At 44.4% G+C, this 19,572-nt stretch carries 13 protein-coding genes; 6 read left to right on the forward strand and 7 right to left on the reverse strand.

Going from position 1 to position 19,572, the window contains the following annotated elements; genetic code table 11:
* Window positions 1–16: 16 nt before the first annotated feature.
* The 3 genes from OAG1_RS16820 to OAG1_RS16830 all read right to left on the reverse strand — a co-directional run bounded on the left by OAG1_RS16820 (window position 17) and on the right by OAG1_RS16830 (window position 2,260).
* The gene (locus OAG1_RS16820; protein ID WP_338622093.1) at window positions 17–982 is read right to left on the reverse strand and encodes a serine protease; all 966 of its coding nucleotides are present in this window, start codon (window positions 980–982) and stop codon (window positions 17–19) included.
* A 99-nt stretch (window positions 983–1,081) separates the two neighbouring features.
* Window positions 1,082–1,906 carry a DUF4037 domain-containing protein gene (locus OAG1_RS16825; RefSeq protein WP_338622094.1) on the reverse strand — a complete coding sequence of 275 codons (825 nt, stop codon included), beginning with the start codon at window positions 1,904–1,906 and terminating at the stop codon, window positions 1,082–1,084.
* Window positions 1,907–2,002: 96 nt separating this feature from the next.
* Complete coding sequence (locus OAG1_RS16830) at window positions 2,003–2,260, reverse strand: DUF2960 domain-containing protein (protein ID WP_338626435.1); 258 nt, start codon at window positions 2,258–2,260, stop codon at window positions 2,003–2,005.
* Window positions 2,261–2,652: 392 nt separating this feature from the next.
* On the opposite strand from OAG1_RS16830, the gene OAG1_RS16835 reads away from it, so the two are divergent.
* Window positions 2,653–3,780 (forward strand): efflux RND transporter periplasmic adaptor subunit, encoded by a 1,128-nt coding sequence (locus OAG1_RS16835; protein WP_338622095.1) that lies wholly within the window; start codon window positions 2,653–2,655, stop codon window positions 3,778–3,780.
* A gap of 14 nt (window positions 3,781–3,794) precedes the next feature.
* Complete coding sequence (locus OAG1_RS16840; protein ID WP_338622096.1) at window positions 3,795–6,947, forward strand: multidrug efflux RND transporter permease subunit; 3,153 nt, start codon at window positions 3,795–3,797, stop codon at window positions 6,945–6,947.
* A 66-nt stretch (window positions 6,948–7,013) separates the two neighbouring features.
* Here the strand turns inward: OAG1_RS16840 and OAG1_RS16845 are convergent, their stop codons facing one another.
* Entirely contained in the window at window positions 7,014–7,727 is a 714-nt protein-coding gene (locus tag OAG1_RS16845) for a transporter substrate-binding domain-containing protein (RefSeq protein ID WP_338622097.1), read from the reverse strand.
* A gap of 376 nt (window positions 7,728–8,103) precedes the next feature.
* On the opposite strand from OAG1_RS16845, the gene OAG1_RS16850 reads away from it, so the two are divergent.
* Window positions 8,104–9,765: a long-chain-fatty-acid--CoA ligase gene (locus OAG1_RS16850; RefSeq protein WP_016400406.1), complete on the forward strand. Its 1,662-nt coding sequence runs from the start codon at window positions 8,104–8,106 to the stop codon at window positions 9,763–9,765.
* 77 nt (window positions 9,766–9,842) lie between these two features.
* Here OAG1_RS16850 and OAG1_RS16855 read toward each other — a convergent pair whose 3' ends face one another.
* The gene (locus tag OAG1_RS16855) at window positions 9,843–11,048 is read right to left on the reverse strand and encodes a carbohydrate porin (protein WP_338622098.1); all 1,206 of its coding nucleotides are present in this window, start codon (window positions 11,046–11,048) and stop codon (window positions 9,843–9,845) included.
* Between the two features lie 495 nt (window positions 11,049–11,543).
* Window positions 11,544–12,833, reverse strand: a complete 1,290-nt coding sequence (locus OAG1_RS16860) for a carbohydrate porin (RefSeq protein ID WP_338622099.1) — start codon at window positions 12,831–12,833, stop codon at window positions 11,544–11,546.
* Between the two features lie 554 nt (window positions 12,834–13,387).
* On the opposite strand from OAG1_RS16860, the gene OAG1_RS16865 reads away from it, so the two are divergent.
* Window positions 13,388–14,512, forward strand: a complete 1,125-nt coding sequence (locus tag OAG1_RS16865) for an endo-1,4-beta-xylanase (protein ID WP_338622100.1) — start codon at window positions 13,388–13,390, stop codon at window positions 14,510–14,512.
* A 145-nt stretch (window positions 14,513–14,657) separates the two neighbouring features.
* Window positions 14,658–15,917 (forward strand): NADP-dependent isocitrate dehydrogenase, encoded by a 1,260-nt coding sequence (icd, locus tag OAG1_RS16870; protein ID WP_338622101.1) that lies wholly within the window; start codon window positions 14,658–14,660, stop codon window positions 15,915–15,917.
* A 10-nt stretch (window positions 15,918–15,927) separates the two neighbouring features.
* Here icd and OAG1_RS16875 read toward each other — a convergent pair whose 3' ends face one another.
* Entirely contained in the window at window positions 15,928–16,437 is a 510-nt protein-coding gene (locus OAG1_RS16875) for an adenylate kinase (RefSeq protein ID WP_338622102.1), read from the reverse strand.
* Window positions 16,438–17,098: 661 nt separating this feature from the next.
* Between OAG1_RS16875 and OAG1_RS16880 the strand changes: the two genes are divergently transcribed.
* Window positions 17,099–19,537 (forward strand): carbohydrate binding domain-containing protein, encoded by a 2,439-nt coding sequence (locus tag OAG1_RS16880; protein ID WP_338622103.1) that lies wholly within the window; start codon window positions 17,099–17,101, stop codon window positions 19,535–19,537.
* Window positions 19,538–19,572: the final 35 nt, after the last annotated feature.

Genomic DNA, 19,572 nt, shown 5'->3' on the forward strand with positions numbered 1-19,572 from the left:
TAACTAATTGAAAAATCTAATTTTTAGCTTTTCTAAAGCGGCGTAACACCAGCAAAGCAATTAAACCTAGACCGCCAGCAGCCCCTCCACCACCAGAGCTAGGCCGAGGAACAGCAGCTAATTGAGAGCACAAACTTGGGTCTGCTCGCTCTGCTTCGCTGGCTTGGATTACTTGGTTAATCCAGCCTGACAATTTGCCAACATCTGCGTAAACCCCAGGCGCATTAGCACAACTGCGTGTTCCCCAGCTAACAATGCCTGCCAGCTTGTATTGGGTCCCTTCGTCAATAAACAGTGGACCACCACTGTCGCCAGAACATGAATCGGCGATATCACTATCCGCACAAAACATTTGGTCGCTTAACCACTCCGCGCCATAAAACTGGCTACATTCTGAGGCCGATGTTAAAGAGAGATCGGCTTGTTGAAGCTCATCAAGATATTCGGGGTTATCAGCATCATTGTTTACTCGGCCGTAACCAATTACTCGAAGGCCAAAACCAGGAGAGTATTGGTCAAAAATGGCACTTTGATTAATCGTTATTGGCGTAATTGAAGTAGCGTCAGCTAAACGTATCAACACTAGATCATAGTCTCCAATAATCTTGCCTTCCTCAGTGTTATCAAAATCAACGTAATCTGGATGTTGGCATACCTCTGCCATCGGCAAACCGTCATCATAAGAATAATTGAATTCATCTTCGCCAATAAAAGCGATGATATCTTCAGCTTGAGTATGCTGCCCTTCTTCATATTGATCGAAAGTACAATGCGCGGCACTTAACAGCCATTGCTCATCAATTAACACAGCACCACAGTGGCTGCTACCCGCTTTAAGTTGAGCCATCCACGGATAAGCACCTTTAGGGGCATCTTCCCCCCCTACAACATAGGGAACGGCTAGATCGGAGCTTGCAAAAGAAGCGCCTGAGAATAGAGTTAGCGCGAGTAAACCACCTGCGGCTTTACGGCTTGTTAGCATCAATACATCCTTGTTTTTACTATTATGAGTTGCGCTACCTTCACATTAAATATTATTTTAATCAATAGAGGTAGACCAATGTAGCTTAGCTTTTATCTGCTAATCCTTAGCAGGCCAGCTTAAGGATGTTCGAGTAGTTACCACCTGCTGCAAGGTTTCGGTCAGCAAACTCACTGTATCTAATAAACTGTCTGCTGCTTGCCCCACCTCAGCCAGCAAACGTTCGACATTTTCAGCTAGCTGGTCTGGGCAAATATTGCAGTGCAGCTCAGCGTACTCAAGCATGCGCTTCTCTCCAGGATGCGGCAGCTCATTAATAGCAAACAGAATGTCGAAATAGCTGGCTAAAAACTCTGCACAACGGTGATTTAAGCTAACTCGGTCTTGGCGCTTTAAGGCCTTGGCTAATTGAAAGTAGTAAGCGGGCATTTGCTGCATAAGTAAAGGCGCATTTTTATTTACGATTGCTTGTTGCAGTGCGCTGGGATAAGCCACATCAAAACGTTGCTGTAAACGCTTGGCTTGACCGTTAGCATCGTAAAGGATTTTTGAATCCAGCAAGTTTGCCCAAAAGCAGGAACTATAACCCACCTTGGCTTGATGGCGTTCCACTAAGTAATGCAGCTCATTTTCCAAGAAGGAAAAGTCTCGATAGATGAGTTCAATCTCTATTCCGTCGAGCAATACACCGTCGTCTTCGGTTTCCCAAAACTGATTATTCAACTCAAGATACTGACAATGTTTTGCCACTAGCTTTTGACGTGTTTCAGCCGCCAAGGGGGCATTTAAATAAACATATACATCGTAGTCAGAATAGCTATCAGAAAGGCCGCTAGCTCTTGAGCCCGCGAGTAAAATGGCATCAACTTGTGCAAGCGCCGAAAGCTCATCAACTAGCGCTAAGAAGTGGATAGATTCAGACATATTTAACATTCCCTGTTGTTTATCAAGCTAGCTTAATAAAAAACCCTGTTAAATATAGGGGCACTTTATAGAAAAGCGCTTTCAAGCACTAAATCACTATTTGGCTTCTTTCTCTTCGTCTTTTAAGAAGCGAATATCGCTAAAGCCCAAACGCTGGAACTCTTTTGCTCGGTATTCTTTCAAGGTAGCCTTGTCTCTAGTAGACATAGCTAACTGTTTCTCCATAGTTAAAAATGAAGAAATATCAACACCTTCAGCTGCCGCTACTGCTTCATGTACGTCATGATATTTATCAAAAGAAAAATTTATGACCTTGGTTTGACGTTTATATTTGTATGTCACTTGGCGTGCCATCATGCCCTCTACGCGCTCTAAAATTTGGCTAGATAATAGCGTAAAGCCAAGCCCAATGCTGTGCTTTATCCATTTCATAAATAGCTTTTATAGAGAAATCAAACACTAATAAGCTGCTTTATTCTTCACTCACCAGATAAAGCATCAAGCAAACATCAAACTTGCGGACAAATCCCGAAGCTTAAACTCGGTATTACTGAGGCTACCTTTAGTAAATATGGGTGTATATTTAGCCCCTACTTATTTTTAGTAATTACTAAAAATAAAGGCGTCAGAAAGGCGTTTCGCAAGGATCGCGTTCTAGTTAGCATCCGCCAACTATACCAATGCAGGGAGCTCTCGGCTCTTTCGGCAACTTGTTCCGCACCATTGTATAGTTTGAGGATAGTTTCATGTTTTCCACCCGTCTTCGTATGCTTGTGACTGCCGCAGCATTAGTTTTGCTCAGTGCGTGCAACTCTTCTACCGAGTCTGCCGCCCAGATACCCGCCAGCTTAGTTAACACTGAATTGGCACAAAATCTTCAATACGCGCCTTCCCAGCAATTTGTTGGTCGCATTGAGGCTTATCAAGATGTAGATATTCGCGCACAAGTAAGTGGCTACTTGGTAAAACGTCACTTTGAAGATGGCCAGATGGTAAAACGCGGACAACTGCTTTATGAAATTGACCCTACCCGCTACCAAGCTGCAGTTGCTCAAGCCAAAGCCTCACTCGCAAAAGCTAAGGCAGCACTAACCAATGCCGAGATAAACTGGCAACGTGGCGAACGTTTATTGCCAAAGAATAATATTAGCCGCTCAGAGTTTGACCGCTTAACCGCAGAAAAGCTCTCTGCCGAAGCTCAGTTAGAAGCCGCAGAAGCAGAACTTAACGCCAGCTTAGTCGATTTAAAACACACCAGCATTGTTGCCCCTTTTGATGGGCGAATTGGCCAAAGTGAAGTAAGTAAAGGTGACTTAATCACTATGACTAGCGGCGCGTTAACTAACCTTGTGAGCTTAAATCCAATTCGTGCCAGTTTTCGTGTATCGGAGCGCGAGCGCCTAGCAATGGGGCTTGATCATGTAGACGCACACTCAAGCGCACAAACCGACGATACCATCGTTGATTTGGTAATTAGCGATAACCGTAGTTACCCCAATAAAGGCCGTTTAGATTTCATCGACAACCGAATTGATTTACAAACCGGTACTATTAATATCAGTGCTCAGTTCGACAACCCGCAACAGCAGCTTTTGCCCGGTCAGTATGTAGAAATAGGCCTTACCAGCACCGCATTAGTTGAAGCAACAGTGATTCCTCGTCGCGCAGTACAAAGTGATTTAGAGGGCGAATTTGTCATGTTAGTGGGCGAAGACAACAAAGCAGAGCGTCGTAATGTCACCATAGGCCCAGTGCTAGAGCAAGGCGTTGTGATACATAAAGGTTTGCAAGGTAACGAGCAGATCATCACTGCTGGCTTACAACGTGTACGCCATGGTCACCCAGTACAAGTTGTTGAAAAGCAGCAAGGATAAGGTAATTAGTCACTATGCTTAGTCGCTTTTTTATTCAAAGGCCAAAGTTTGCTTTGGTAATTTCTATCTTATTGTCGTTGGCAGGGGCTATTGCCCTAATGGTTTTGCCAGTGGCCGAATATCCTCAAATTAGCCCGCCTTCGGTAAGTGTTTCCGCTTACTACACTGGTGCCAGCGCCGAAACCGTAGAAGAAGCCGTCGCCGAAGTGATTGAGAGCTCGGTGAATGGCGTGGAAGACATGTTATACATGAACTCCAAAAGCGCTAACGACGGCTCTTATTCACTAACGGTAACCTTTGATATTGGTACCGACCCCGACATGGCACAAATTAATGTGCAAAACCGGGTTACTCAAATTGAATCTAAGTTGCCACCAGAAGTGCGCCAAGTGGGTGTAACCGTACGTAAACGTTCACCAGACCTATTAATGGTGCTTAACTTTTATTCTCCAGACGGCCACTACGACGATACCTTCTTAAATAACTACGTCACGCTAAACATTGAAGACCAACTCGCTCGCGTAAAAGGCATTAGTGATGTGCGAGTAATCAGCTCAGCTGAATACTCGATGCGAGTTTGGTTAGATCCTTTAAAGCTTGCCAACCTTAACTTAACTACCAGTGATATTCGCGCCAGTTTAGCCGAGCAAAACGTGCAAGTGGCTGTGGGTTCTATTGGTGCGCCGCCCTACCAAGCTAACAACGACGTGCAATTTAGCCTGCTCACCAAAGGCCGCTTAGATACCGTAGAAGATTTTGAAAACATTCTATTAGTCGCCAATGCCGATGGCTCAAAAATATATTTGAAAGACGTAGCCCGGGTAGAGTTAGGTAAACGTGGTTATGCCGCTTTTGGCGAGTTTAGGGACCAACCTTCGGTATCAGTGATTTTATCCTTGCAAACTGGCGCTAACGCTTTAGAAAGTGGCGAAGCAGTAATGGCTTTAATGGGCCAACTTAAAGCCAATATGCCAGAGAAAATGGATTACGAAATTGCCTACGACACCACCTTATTTGTGGAAGAGTCGGTCAAAGGTGTAATTAAAACCCTAATTGAAGCTATTTTGCTGGTAATTTTAGTTACCTACCTATTCTTAGGAAGTTGGCGTTCAACGCTAATACCGGTAGTGGCTATTCCGGTATCGTTGATCGGCACCTTTGCCATTATGTTGGCAACCGGCTTTACCATTAACACCATTACCTTATTTGGCTTAATTTTAGCTATTGGTATTGTAGTGGATGACGCGATTCTGGTAATTGAAAACGTCGACAGTAAACTGTCGGCCCACCCAGAACTCACACCACGCCAAGCCACCTTAAAAGCCATGCGCGAAGTAACTGGGCCGATTATTTCCTCCACCTTGGTATTGCTAGCGGTGTTCTTACCGGTTGCTATGCTGCCAGGAATTACCGGGGTAATGTATCGTCAATTTGCCATTACCATTTGTATCTCGGTGGTTATTTCCTCAATCAACGCCTTAACCCTTTCACCGGCGATTTGTTCCTTGGTATTAAAGCGCGGTAAACAAAAGCAAGCGCGTTGGTTTGCACTGTTTAACCGCGGTTTAGTGGCAATCACCACCCGTTACGGACAAGCTGCCGGCATGTTGGTAAGGCGCAGTGCAGCATTAGTGGTATTCTTCTGCTTGGCCATTGCTGCTGTAGCGTGGATGAACCACAACACGTCTAAAGCGTTTGTTCCGCAAGAAGATAAAGGCGTATTGCTGGTTAACGTGCAGTTGCCCGACTCAGCTTCACTTAGCCGCACAGCGGAGGTCTCTCAGCGTCTCAATGACATTATCCTTGAAGAACCTGGCGTAGAAGCAGTGAGTTTAGCTAACGGCTACGGCTTGTTGGCTGGGGCTATTCAGTCAAATGCTGCCACCATGTTTGTAAAACTAAAACACTGGGACGAGCGCAACGATCTAGCGGGCGATCACAGCTCTTTTGCGATTAGCCAGCGTATTAATGAACAAGCCTATGGGCGAATTCAAGATGCAATGATCTTCGCCTTTGGCCCACCTGCTGTTCCTGGCATGGGCACCGCTTCAGGCTTTGAGTTTGTGCTGCAAGATGGCTTAGGCCGCTCGCGCAGCGACCTGGCCCAGGTGATGCAAGACATCACTATTAAGGCCAATGCAGCACCAGAAATTGGCAGTGCTTTTAGTACTTTCCGAGCCGACGTACCGCACTTTTATGTAGACATCGACCGCAGCAAAGCCAAACAACTAGGCGTGCCACTTGGAGATTTGTTTACAACTTTACAAGCTAACCTTGGCTCGTTATATGTGAACGATTTTACCCTCTATGGTAAAAACTTCCGAGTTACCATGCAGGCAGAGGATGAATACCGTAGCCGCCTAGATAACCTTGGTCAGTTTCATGTTCGAAGCATGAGCGGTGATATGGTGCCACTGAGCACCTTGGTTACTATTGAACAGCAGTTTGCACCCGACGTTGCCTGGCGTTACAACCTGTACCGCAGCGCAGTACTGCAAGGCCAACCAGCGCCGGGTTACTCATCTGGTGACGCCATTGCAGCAATGGAACGAATAGCTGCTGAAGAGCTGCCAAATGGTTACCAATATGAATGGACAGGCATGGCTTACCAAGAGATCCAAGCGGGTAATATGGCCATATACGCCTTTGCCTTAGCACTGCTATTCATCTACCTGTTTATGGTGGCACAATACGAAAGCTGGACGATTCCGCTTGCCATTATCTTGGTAGTGCCGGTAGCCACTTTAGGTTCTTTTGTTGCCTTAGCCATTGCTGGTTTGCCAATGAACTTATATGCGCAAATAGGCTTAGTACTGCTGATTGCCCTGGCCGCCAAAAATGCCATTTTGATTGTTGAGTTTGCTCGAATGCAACGTGAAGACAAGGACATGCCCATCAATCAAGCGGCAGTAACCGGCGGCACCTTGCGCTTTAGAGCGGTAAACATGACCTCTTGGTCGTTTATCTTTGGCATGATCCCACTGGTGTTAGCGAATGGCGCAGGCCATATTAGCCAAAACTCTTTGGGAATATCGCTGGTAGGTGGATTGCTGTGTGTATTACTAGTAGGCACCTTCTTAATTCCTGGTTTTTACGCGATGATTCAGCGTCGCCGCGAAACACACCATGGTGGCTCTACAAAATTAGAAGAAATAGAAGAGGTTTAAGCCTTCGCTATTTACCTCACTAAAAAGCAAGCCTTAGGGCTTGCTTTTTTATTGGCAAGGTAACCGCTAAAAGTCGTCTCGGTTGCGCCTAATAGCCCGATTAATTTCATCTAAATGCTCTAAGCAGGGAGAAGATTTAGACATCACCATATAGATGTTCTGCTCACTAATACTAGGCTGCATATCCACCAATACATCGGCATATTCTGTATCAGCAATTTTTAGCCTGCCCCCATGGGTGGCATATAGCAAATAGTCAGCTCTTTTTAAGGCAATCAGCTTAATCGCTCTATCTAGGTCATCCATTGTAGAAATAGTAAGATTTTGCTTGGCATAGCTATCAAACTGGTCACCAAAGCTACTGCCCAGCATTTGTATACCACGCTTGCCCTCTAAGCTTTCTAAGCCACTAAAAGCAGCACTTTGCTCTTTATGAATAAAAGCAGTGCTGTACTCCACGCCTACCGCTTCGCTAAATACAAACTTACTACCACGTTGTTGATTATAAAAAGCAGCAATAACCACATCTAAATCACCCGTTTCCAACTGCAAAAACTGCCGCTTCCAAGGCACCATTGTTTGATACTCAACATCAATGCCTACTTCGGCAAAAACGCGATTTGCCAAGTCGACCGCTAAGCCTTGCAAGGGAGCTTGAGCATTAACTCTGTATGACACGTCAAACCAATTATGCTCACCGTTCACGCGAATCTGTTCGCAGGTGGCTTGAACAGTTGCGCACAATAAGCTGCTAAAAAACAATGTGAGTAGTCGTAACACTGGCGGTTCCTTTTGCCGTTCCTTGTATAACATTAGTAAAAACAAGGCTACATTCAAGAGCATTTAAATGATAAAAACATCAAATTTAATTAGCGATAATAAGGTTGCTTAAACCTATACACGCCAATCTTAAACCTCTTTCCCTTCAAACAATTCTGACATTTATCTGCATTTTATCCACAAAACTGGTTACTTGGCGAAATTGGCTAATGATTTAGCTCAACGATTCACAAAAATACGCTAGGGTTTATTATCGCAATCAGCTAATCTTGCGGGCAAAAATAGATAAGCCCCAAACAGCATATTATCTGCTTGGTAAAACCGCTTGGTTCGCCAAACAGGACTTTTCGTGCTAACTAATGGGTGAGGATAGAATATGAATTCATCAGACCAACCTTGGTTAAAAAGCTACCCAGACGATGTGCCCGCAGAAATAAGCACAGAGCAATTTGAGAATTTGCTGGAATTGTTTGAGCACAGCTGCAAACAATTTCCCAAACAAACCGCCTTTATCAACATGGGTAAAAGCCTCACCTATCAAGAGCTAGACCAAAAGTCGCTGGCCTTTGCCGCTTATTTACAACAAGAACTAGGCATGCAAGCTGGCGAGCGTATCGCCTTAATGATGCCCAATGTATTGCAATACCCCATTGCACTTTATGGCGCCTTGCGAGCAGGCTTAGTGGTAGTCAATGTGAATCCGCTGTATACGCCACGTGAATTAAAGCACCAGCTTTGCGACTCAGAAGCTAGCGCAATAGTGGCCGTAACCAACTTTGGTAACAGCCTGCAGCAAGTGATAAAAGATACCCAAGTTAAACATGTAATTCTTACCAGTATTGGCGACCAACTAGCCGTGCACAAACGCACCCTAGTTAACTTTGTGGTTAAGTACGTTAAAAAAATGGTGCCTAAGTACAACTTGCCTGGCGCCATATCAATGCGTCGCGCCTTAACTCAGGGCAAAACCATGGCTTATCAAAAGCCGCAGCTTAGCGGTGATGATATTGCTTATTTGCAATATACCGGCGGCACGACTGGTGTGGCGAAAGGGGCGATGTTAACTCACCGCAATGTGCTGGCTAACGTGATTCAGGTTTATTATCACTTTGCCCCACGCACCTTATTAGACCAAGAACATGCGGTAACGCCGCTACCGCTTTACCACATCTTCGCCAACACCGTGAGCATGATGTTCATCTTGTATATTGGTGGCAAAAACTTATTAATTACTAATCCACGTGATCTTAATAGCTTTGTAAACGATCTTCGTAAGTACCCGTTCACCATGATTTTTGGTTTAAACACGCTGTTTAATGGTTTGCTTAATCATGCCGGGTTTAGGCAGCTAGATTTTTCGAAAGCACGTTTCACCATTGCCGGTGGCATGGCTACCCAAAAGCACATTGCCGAGCAATGGCAAGAGCTTACCCAAATGCCAATTATTGAGGGTTATGGGCTTACCGAATGTTCGCCAGTTGTGGCTGCAGGAACCCACCAACAACAAGCCTTTATCCCCTCTATTGGGGTTCCGATGCCTAGCACCCAAATTCGAGTGGTAGATGAAGAAGGTAACGAGCTAGATGTGGGCGGCGTAGGTGAGCTACAAATAAAAGGCCCGCAAGTTATGCAGGGATACTGGAAACAACCTGAAGAAACCGCCAACGTTATCACCAAAGACGGGTGGATTAAATCTGGTGATATTGGTCGCATGGACGAACAAGGCTACTTCTTTATTGAAGACCGTAAAAAAGACATGATTTTGGTGTCTGGCTTTAACGTCTTTCCTAGCGAGATTGAAGAAGTTGCAACGCTACACCCATCCATTGTTGAGGCTGCAGCAGTTGGCGTTCCAGACGATGTGAGTGGCGAACGCATTCGCTTGTTTGTGGTATGTAATGCGCGGGTTGGCCGAGAGGAAATTAAAAAGCACTGCCGCAAACACCTTACCGGTTACAAAATGCCAAAAGACATTGTTTACCGTGAAGAGCTACCTAAAACCAATGTAGGTAAGATTCTGCGTCGCGAGTTACGCTAACAAAAAGGGCGCAGCTAAGCTGCGCCAAAATTCCAAGATTAGGCTCTGTCCCTATCGCCCATTAAAAGTGGTAATAATTACCACCACGCGTCGAACATCATGCCTACGTTAGTAGCCGGTGTTGTTTTGTCACCCACTTTCACTTCACCATGAGTTACAAAGAATCGAATCTCTGGGCGCGACCATAAGAAGCTTCCCATCGACATGTTTTGCTGAATACTGACTTTCCAAGCACTCTCGTCTTGGTTATCGTTGAAATCTACACTGTCGTAACCAAACTCAAACGACGTAGAGTGGATATTAGACCAACGGTAATGAGGTTTAATAACAAACTGATTCCAGGTGCTTTCATCGTTGTTTTCTAAATCAGATTGTTCAAAGCTGTAACCATAATCAATAGCAAACGAGTCACTTAGACCTAAATTACCAAACCAGTAAAATGCTGTTGAATTAATGTCACCTTTAATTTGGCCGGCGTCCAACAAGTTGTTATCGCTCACATTGTCGTTGTAACGAATAGCAAATTCGTTAGTACCCATGCTCCAGCCCACTTTGTAAAAAGCCGCTGCTTGAAGAGAGGTTACGTGTTTTGGATCATGCTCATCAGATTGGTCACCAAAACCATAGTTAAAGTTAAAGCCTATGCTACCTGAGCCTACTTCAATGCTGTGTAGCTTTGAGGTTACCGCGTAACGGCCGTTATTACCGTTGTCGCCAGATACCACTGCCAAATCAAATTTAGCCATACCAAAATCCATGTTGTCGAAACCACCACCGGCACCGTCATTCATGAAATAGAAGTAATCATTTAAGCCAAACTGAGCTCGGCCATTAAAGCGTTTACCTGCCCACACATACATATCTTTCTGGCTTTCAAACAAGTTTGAACCACCGGCAAACGCCTGAGCCATTCTTAAATTGTACGTTGTACTATCATTGTGATCACGCTGCCAGCCATAGCCGTCGTCCGCCATAAAGTAGATATCCCAATCACCCGCATTTTCACTCTTTTGGTGATAATTAATACCTAACTCCATACCGGTACCTTCGTTACCAATACGACCAGGTTGTTGCGGGCTGCTTGGAGCTTTAATAATTGCAATACCATTTCGTACCGCGTTATAAGCTTGAGCTTCATGTTCACTATTATTTTTTTCTGTATTAAAACCCGCAACCATGCGGGCGTAGCCGTTGTAACTTAGGCCTTCTTCCTTCGCAAAAGCAGAACCACTAAATGCCATACCGGCACTCATCATCGCAACTGTAAGCGCTTTCATATTCATGTTTACAACTCCATGGAATAAATTTTTTTTATTAGTTTATCCGGCGAGTGAACCTCACCTTCGAGCCTGAGTATAATTTTGAGAGTCAAATTAAATTGAGACAAATATCACGCACAAGCAGAATAAAATAACTACAGATCACAAAAACAAAAGCTTTTACTGCGATTTAAATGTTAGCGATAAATTAAGATAATTGAGGGTAAAATATCATTAAATGACTTCAAATTAGATCAAAATACACATAAACAGCAAAATATAGAGATAAAAGTTTAATGCAAAAAAACATAAAAGCAAAGACGGCGTTTAATCCAATCAGCATAAAACTCTAAACAGAAATGTTGTGATTTAGATATAGAGGCGTTAGCTAAAGAAGAAATTAGTATTACTAGGTGGGAATTTATTAAAGGCTTACAAACAAAATAAAGGGCGTAAACAACGCCCTTTGATTATGCAACAGCCTCAACCAGTGAAGCTATAACGCATGAGTAAAACGCCTTACCACCAAGACTCAAACATAGCACCTAAAGCCAAAGTATCTTGCTTGGCTTCGATAGCTTCGTTGCTGCGAACTTGATTGTCTGCTTGGCCAGTAGTGGCATAGAAACGTAACATTGGACGAGCGTTACCAAAGGCATTAATGGTTACGTTTTGCGATAGAGTCACTTTCCAAGCCGTGTTTTTACCGCCTTGATCGTAATCCACTACCGAGTAACCAGCCTCTAACCACGTAGAGTGTGTATCGTTCCAGTTATACATAGGTCGAACAATAGCACTGTAGTTGGTGCGGTCATCTTCCGACGAGTTCGCATCGTAGTTGTGGTAGGCACCTAAATACTCTAGGGCTACTTGCTCACTAAAATTAACCGCGCCTTCTAAGCTTAAATACAATGTGGTTAAATCTTCAGTTTTATTAAATACGCTGGTGTCTGCATTATCTGCATAGCGTGCAATAAACTGATTACGACCTTTAGACCAATTTTGGTCAATCACCGCAGCTAGGTGGTAGGCATTAATCTTGTCTTTGTTTTCAATTACGCCATTGTCATCATATTGGTCGCTTTCAAAGCCATAGTTAAACAGAAAGCTCAAGGCAACAGAGTCGGCGAGTTGCAGGGCATGCAGCTTAGATGTTAAGGCATAGTTACCATTGTCTCCCGGCCCATCAACCTGGCCAACTACCGAGAAATCCAACTTGGCCATATCACCTAGTTCAAGGTTATAAATACCACCACCTTGACCATCGTGGCTCATCCAAAAGTAATCATTTAAACCCTGTTGTGGACGTTGGTGGAAATCTCGACCCGCCCAAATATACGCATTAGGCTGGGATGCAAAAATATTGGTGGCGCCGGCGTAGAATTTTTTAAGAGCAATATCGCCATACTCACTAATTTCTTCGCCACTTTCGAGCTCAGATTCATACTTCCACCAGTTTTCTAGCATCAGCACTACATCCCAAATAGCACCACTTTCACTTTGAAATGCTTTAGCGAATTGGAATTCACCACCATTGGTTTCGTTACCTAAACGACCAACAGCACGGCCAGCAAGCTCACCTTCAGCTTGAACATACTTTTGAAAGTCATCTGAATAATGTAAGCCGTATCGGGCATATCCTGAAAAGATAATGCCTTCTTCAACAACAAATTCAGGGTCTAAAACCACTGGCTGAGAATCTTTAATCTGTTGAAATTGTTCAGAATTAACCTCGTCTCCTGCAGCGCTAACGAGGGGGGAACAAGTAAGTGCGATTGCCACAGCTGATGTAAGCGCTTTCACATTCATTAAAAAACTCCTGGAATAGTAATTATTTTATATTTTTATTCTGCCCGAATGGATTTATCTCTAGGCGAAAAGAATATAACTCCAAATAAACCGAATTATTGAGAGCAATATCACGCATGAAAACCTTACCAAAGATTCAGATCACAAAAATAGCAGCAATAACTGTAAAAAATATAATCAAGTAAAAATGGTAATATTGAAGATAAAAATCACAAATAAAGTTAATTTTAAGAAATTAGTTTCAAAAATCGCACAATAAACAGCATAAAGAAAAATCAACGAAAAATTAATTTGAACAATATTCGCTTGTTGTAAAGCTCAATCAGTGCAAGTAGATAAACTTAAGCCCGCCACTCTACACTACTGATTTTATTAGCAATAAATATCAACACACCCTGTTAGAACCTAGATCACAAAAACTATTTACTATAAGACGATTAGTGTTTTTGGTAATCATATGAAAGCGCTTTAATCTGATTTAATAACACAGACTTAAAGCAAATGACTGCTTGCTCCCCTGCGTTGTTAGCGCTAACAGACATCAAGGATTATTTATGCGTGTACTACCATTAGCACTACTTTCTACAGCTATAAGCATTGGCCTAAGCGCTTGTGGAGGCTCAAGTTCTGATTCAGGAGAACCCATCGAAGTACCTCAAGTAGAAAGTCTAAAAGCACTAAGCACTACCTACATGGGTGCGGCCGTGCCAGCGGGATACGAGGACCAGTTTAGTAACGGTATTGAAACACGCCCAGAGTTGCAGGATGTTGTTATTCAACATTTTGATCAGATCACCGCTGAAAACATTATGAAATCGGCATACATACAGCCTCGCCAAGGCGATTTCACCTTTCAGGATGCCGATAACCTAGTTGATTGGGCCCTCGACAACAATATTACCGTGCATGCTCATGCTTTAGTGTGGCACTCACAAATGCCTAGCTGGATGGAGAACTATCAAGGTGACTGGCTCACTATGATGGATACCCACGTAAGCACCGTGGCCGATCACTTTAAAGGCCGAGTAGTAAGTTGGGACGTGGTAAACGAAGCGTTTAACGACAATAACGATAACGGTTATGCCACCTACCGTGATACCGATGCAAATAGCGGCGGCCATGGCAGCCCTTGGTACCAAAACTTAGGGAAAGACTACATACCTGAAGCCTTTAAAATGGCCCATGCTGCAGATTCTGGTGCTGAGCTTTATTATAACGATTACAACATCGAAGACGACGGAGCCAAGCTAGCCTCGGTACTAAGAATGGCCGATGAGTTACTTGCCGATGATATCCCCATTGATGGAATTGGCTTCCAAATGCACGTTAGCTACGATTGGCCAAGTGCTCAAGTGATTGGTACTTCCTTTGCCAAAGTTGTGGCAAAAGGACTGAAAGTGAAAGTAACCGAGCTTGATATAAAAATGAATCCAAACGGTGACCGAAATACTTTTACTGCCGCTATGGCCGAAGAGCAAAAATTACGTTACCAAGAAATCATCAAAGCCTATTACGACAACGTACCTGCTAATTTACGCGGCGGCATTACTGTTTGGGGTGTAAGTGACGCTGATAGCTGGATCCCTCACTTTACCGGCCACAATGATTGGCCACTGTTATTTAACAGCAGCCTTGACCAGAAACCTGCCATTGAAGGTGTAGCAAACGAACTAAAATAGAGAGTAAGGCTAGCTGCCAAACCAGCAGTTAGCCGTTTCTTTTCGCTTAAATCCACACTAGGTCACTTCTTACTACACATAGCGTTGCCCCTCTTTAACTAGCCAAGTAAAGTAAAACTAAGCACTCGTTACTTTTAGGCTATGCATGCCGTATCAACATATTCGTGTACCCGCTGGCGGAGAGAAAATAAGCCTTAACCAGCAGCAAGAATTACAGGTTCCCGACAAACCCATTATCACCTACATAGAAGGTGATGGCGTAGGTGTAGACATCACCCCAGTGATGTTAAAAGTGGTTGATGCCGCCGTGGCCAAAGCCTATGGCCAACAACGAAAAATTATGTGGATGGAAGTCTTTAATGGAGAAAAGGCCGCCAACATGTACGATGGCGACTGGTTTCCACAAGAAACATTGGGTGCAATACGTGAACATAAAGTAGCCATTAAAGGGCCACTTACTACACCGATTGGCGGAGGCTTTCGTTCGCTCAATATATCCCTGCGTCAAGAGATGGATCTGTTTGTAAATATTCGTCCGATCCGCTGGTTTCAAGGGGTGCCCTCACCACTTAAAAATCCCGAGCTAACCGACATGGTAGTGTTTAGAGAAAACTCTGAAGACATATATAGCGGCATCGAATGGAAAGCTGGTAGCCCAGGAGCAGAGCGAGTAATCGACTTCCTTCAACAAGAAATGGGCGTAACCAAAATGCGCTTTAGTGAAGAGTGTGGCATAGGGATAAAACATATCTCCGAGCAAGGCTCAAAACGGCTGATCCGCCATGCGATTCAATACGCAATAGATCACCAACGCGACTCCGTTACTCTAGTGCACAAGGGTAACATCATGAAATTTACCGAAGGCGCCTTTAAGAATTGGGGCTACCAACTAGCCCAAGAAGAATTTGGCGCTCAAACCCACAGCAACGGCTATTGGTTAGAGATCCCGCGACAAGACGGCCAAGCCCCGCTAGTGATCAAAGACATTATTGCCGATAGTATGTTCCAGCAGGTAACCTTGCACCCAGAGCTTTACGATGTAATAGCTACCATGAACCAAAATGGAGATTTACTGGCCGACGCATTAGCTGCCCATGTGGGAGGAATTGGCATTGCCCCAGGCGCTAATATGAGTAGCGAAGTAGCCTTTTTTGAACCCACACATGGCACCGTTCCACGCTTAGCTGGCCAAGATAAAGTAAACCCCTGCTCTATTATTTTATGCGCGCAAATGATGCTAAAACACATCGGTTGGATAGAAGCTGCCGACCTGATTAGCCAAGGCGTAGACGGTGCCATTGGCGCACGAACCGTCACTTACGACTTTGCCCGAATGATAGACAACGCAACCGAAGTAAGCTGCTCTGCCTTTGGCGATGAAGTGATCAAACACATGAGCAGCTAAAAGGGTACTTTTAGACTTCTTCAACAAAGCGGTTTAACTCTTTTATTGAACGAATCACATAAAGCTTTTTGCCCTTAGCTATAGTTTGCAGCTTCTGCATAAAATCATCATTCCAAAACCTAGGGCAGAGCTTCAAGGTTTTATAGCTTTGCAGCGATCCTTTAATCACCGAGCTACCACTAGGCCAACCAGCTGGTTTAACAAATAAGCCTTTTAGTAGCCGTTTAGTCACCAACCAGTAACTCACTGCATAAGGCAAATCGATATAAATAAGTGTATCAGCTGCCTCAAGGCGCTCATAAAAAGAAGAAATTGGCCCAAAGCCATCTATTATCCAGCTATCTGAATGTAATATCGCGCGATGCTTTTGATCATAAACTTCGCGCTCTATTTGGCTGCCATCAGGCTTGAATAAGATGGAGTCTAACGCGTGTAACTCTAAATGAGTTGCTTGGGTCAAGCCCTTGCTTAAGGTTGACTTACCGCTGCCTGGTTTTCCAAATATCGCTACTTTTTTCATATGACCTCCTAACAGTAAATACCCCAGAGGCAGAAATAGAAAACCCGCCTCAAGGGCGGGTTTCTACATTTTAAGCATATCAGCAAACCCACCATTCCTATGGAATGATGATAATTCGTGCTGAAAGTTGGCTAAATAATATACTCATAAACTAATATTTATCGATATCTAGATTAATGTCAACCAAGGGCTTTACTAGCTACCTTTTTAGAAACAAGTAAATGCATACACCACTTATCTTAAGCTAACCCACTTTGGTACAAACTAGTCATCGCTTAACCAAAGCTTCTTAGAACCCTGTTAACAAATATCCTTCTTTTGCCTTGCGTATCACTCAATATTTCTCCCCCAAATAATCAGTAAAAGCTTAAATATGAGATCTAGCGCAGAAAAATCGTAAAAATATACTTAAAGCTTAAGCGCTAAATAATCACACAAGAACCCACAAAACTACTGGCTAGGTATCGTTTTCATAATCCATGAAACTAAACTATCTATATAATTATTATGAATTTTTATCAGTTATAATGATATTTGTTAGTTATTTTATAAATATTATATTAATTCAAATAAGCCAAGCTTTTTGACCGTTTGGTAAATAAACACCTAATTAATGGACTAACTAAAAGGTGTTAAGTGTTAACAATCAATAGGGAAATACATGAACAATATAGTGTGTCGCAGCATCATTTTCTGCTGCCTACTCCTCTCCTTTTCTAGCTACTTACAAGCTGCTCGCTACACTGGCGGTGTGGCGATTAACATAGATCAAAACGTCACTTTCAATTTTGGCATTGCCAATCAAGGCAACCGTACCGCTACCGTTTGGTATAGCAATAACATGGCTATCGCCATCGAGGGCGCAACAGCAAGCACTTATGAACGTGCAACCATGGAGAAGATTGTTGCGTTGATGGCAGCGTCTAAGGCCTCATTTGAAGAGTTCACCGGCCTACGTAATCTGCCTCTAAATGGCTCTTATAGAGGTCTACCCACCATTCAAGTTCCTAGAGACAACAATGGCGCCGGCGGCCTAGCAGCACATGGTGTATTTGGCCTTTCTGTTGGTAGCGGCCTGTTTAACCCTTTTTATGAGCGAGTCAAACAGGGTGATATCAGCATCGACCAAGTGTGGCTCTATGAGATGAACCGTAACTTCTACAAGAGTGGCAGCAACGGTTGGAACGCTTGGATAGACTGGGCCTGCGATGGCAATAACTCTAACTACGGTTATTGGACAGTCGGCTTCAACAATGCCGCTGCGTTTTGGATTGTGGATGACTTAGGTGTAGAGCTGCACTACTTCGGTAAAGACTATGCACGCTTTCGCCAAGATCACAAAGACGAGCTAGACAAGTACCTAAACAACAATGCCTATAACTTTGACAATGTTTGGGCAACCAGCAAACTGCCTTGGCGCAATGGCACCATTAATACGCTAATGTCAGCGGTATTGCTTGAGTGGTACGACGATCTCGGTGGCAAAGCTTTTGTTCAGCGCTTATATCAACAAATAGAAAACAACCCCAAACTGCGCGATCGCTTCGACCATCAAGGCGCTAGAGATAACTGGTATCGCATGGTTAGCCGTGCTAGCCGCAGCGACCAAGCTCAATACTTCGAGAATACCCTGCGTTGGAGTATCTCTAGCTCGGCCAAAGCGCAAATACAAAATGAGCTCGGTGGCGACAATGGCGGTGGCGGCAATGACAGCGACATCATTATAGAAGCAGAAGATGCCCAACTCTACGGTCTGTTCAAGGTAGGCAACGACAGCGCCGCTTCAGCTGGTCAGTATATTCACTCCGAGTACCAAGGAAATTACTACGGCGAAAACGTTGAAGCCAACCGTGCCGAGCTTAGCTTTACCGCACTTAAAGCGGGTCTGTATGCGCTAAAAGGCACCACCTATGCGCCAAACAATCAAGCCGATTCGTTTTACATCAAAGTTAACGACAACCCACGTCAGATTTGGGATACCACCAACAGCTCAGTCTACGAAGAGATGGACGTTAACTACCGCAACGAAGCTAACCAAGTTGAGATAGATATCTCAGCGGGCCAACACAAAATTGTGGTCTATGTACGTGAAGATGGCACCCGTTTAGACCGTTTACGCCTGGTGCGTATTGGTGAAGGTAATGGTGGTCAGGATGACGGTGAAAACGGTGGTTACGACGGCATTCCCCGCCCCATCACCATTGAGGCAGAAAGCGCTACCCTATCGGGATTATTCCGCAAAGGTAGTGACGCAGCGGCAAATGCCGGTGGTTATATTGATTCGGTTCTCAACGGCCAATATTTTGAGGGCAATGCTAGCAACCCTAATCGTGCTCAGATGTCCTTTATTGCGACTGGCGCAGGTCGCTACCAGCTAAAAGGTACGGCTTACTCGCCAACACAAAGTGCAGACTCGTTCTGGGTGCAAGTAAATGGCGGGACGATCCACCTCTGGGATACTTTGGCTACAGCAGCGTATGACGAGATGGACGTAAATTCTCGTGGTGTTTCCGATACCCTTGAAGTCCAGCTAAACGAAGGTGAAAACACCATCACCGTATACGTGCGTGAAGATGGTACTCGCCTAGACCAACTGCGCCTGCTACCCATTGATGGCAACGGCGGTGGTGAAGAACCGCCAATTCCTGAGCCAGAAGTAAACCTGCTAGTAAATGGTGACTTTGAAAGTGGCAACAGCACCGGCTGGGTTTCTGGCTACTCCGCTACCACCACTACCACCACCAGTGCTTACAGCGGCAATTATGCGCTGTTGAGTAAAGACCGTAGCGCTTGGTATCACGGTCCTAAGCAAGACGTCATCAGCAAGCTCAATGTGGGCAGCAGCTATAAACTCAGCGCCATGGTACGCATGGTTTCTGGTAGCAGCACCAAGATTGAGTCTCGCTTACTGACTCGAGATAACACCGGCCATGTATGGCACAAACTCGGCCAGGTATCAGGCACTACCGCCTGGCAAGAGCTAAGCGCCGAATTCACCGTTCAAGCGAGTGGCAGCCTGATCAATGCCGAGCTGTACTTCTTCGGCCCGGATGCAGGTAACAACTTCATCATTGATGAAGTCTCGCTGACCGAGCAATAAACCTTTGAGGCTGGCCAGCCTAGTGCTGGCCAAGC

The organism is Agarivorans sp. OAG1 (assembly GCF_037076485.1).
GTDB classification, from domain to species: domain Bacteria; phylum Pseudomonadota; class Gammaproteobacteria; order Enterobacterales; family Celerinatantimonadaceae; genus Agarivorans; species Agarivorans albus.

Bases quoted from the DNA above. Each gene is read 5' to 3' on its own strand.
- OAG1_RS16855 (WP_338622098.1), bottom strand. From the start codon at position 11,048: ATGAATATGAAAGCGCTTACAGTTGCGATGATGAGTGCCGGTATGGCA.
- OAG1_RS16835 (WP_338622095.1), top strand. From the start codon at position 2,653: ATGTTTTCCACCCGTCTTCGTATGCTTGTGACTGCCGCAGCATTAGTT.
- OAG1_RS16830 (WP_338626435.1), bottom strand. From the start codon at position 2,260: ATGGCACGCCAAGTGACATACAAATATAAACGTCAAACCAAGGTCATA.
- OAG1_RS16880 (WP_338622103.1), top strand. From the start codon at position 17,099: ATGAACAATATAGTGTGTCGCAGCATCATTTTCTGCTGCCTACTCCTC.
- OAG1_RS16865 (WP_338622100.1), top strand. From the start codon at position 13,388: ATGCGTGTACTACCATTAGCACTACTTTCTACAGCTATAAGCATTGGC.
- icd (WP_338622101.1), top strand. From the start codon at position 14,658: ATGCCGTATCAACATATTCGTGTACCCGCTGGCGGAGAGAAAATAAGC.
- OAG1_RS16825 (WP_338622094.1), bottom strand. From the start codon at position 1,906: ATGTCTGAATCTATCCACTTCTTAGCGCTAGTTGATGAGCTTTCGGCG.
- OAG1_RS16840 (WP_338622096.1), top strand. From the start codon at position 3,795: ATGCTTAGTCGCTTTTTTATTCAAAGGCCAAAGTTTGCTTTGGTAATT.
- OAG1_RS16875 (WP_338622102.1), bottom strand. From the start codon at position 16,437: ATGAAAAAAGTAGCGATATTTGGAAAACCAGGCAGCGGTAAGTCAACC.
- OAG1_RS16860 (WP_338622099.1), bottom strand. From the start codon at position 12,833: ATGAATGTGAAAGCGCTTACATCAGCTGTGGCAATCGCACTTACTTGT.
- OAG1_RS16850 (WP_016400406.1), top strand. From the start codon at position 8,104: ATGAATTCATCAGACCAACCTTGGTTAAAAAGCTACCCAGACGATGTG.
- OAG1_RS16820 (WP_338622093.1), bottom strand. From the start codon at position 982: ATGCTAACAAGCCGTAAAGCCGCAGGTGGTTTACTCGCGCTAACTCTA.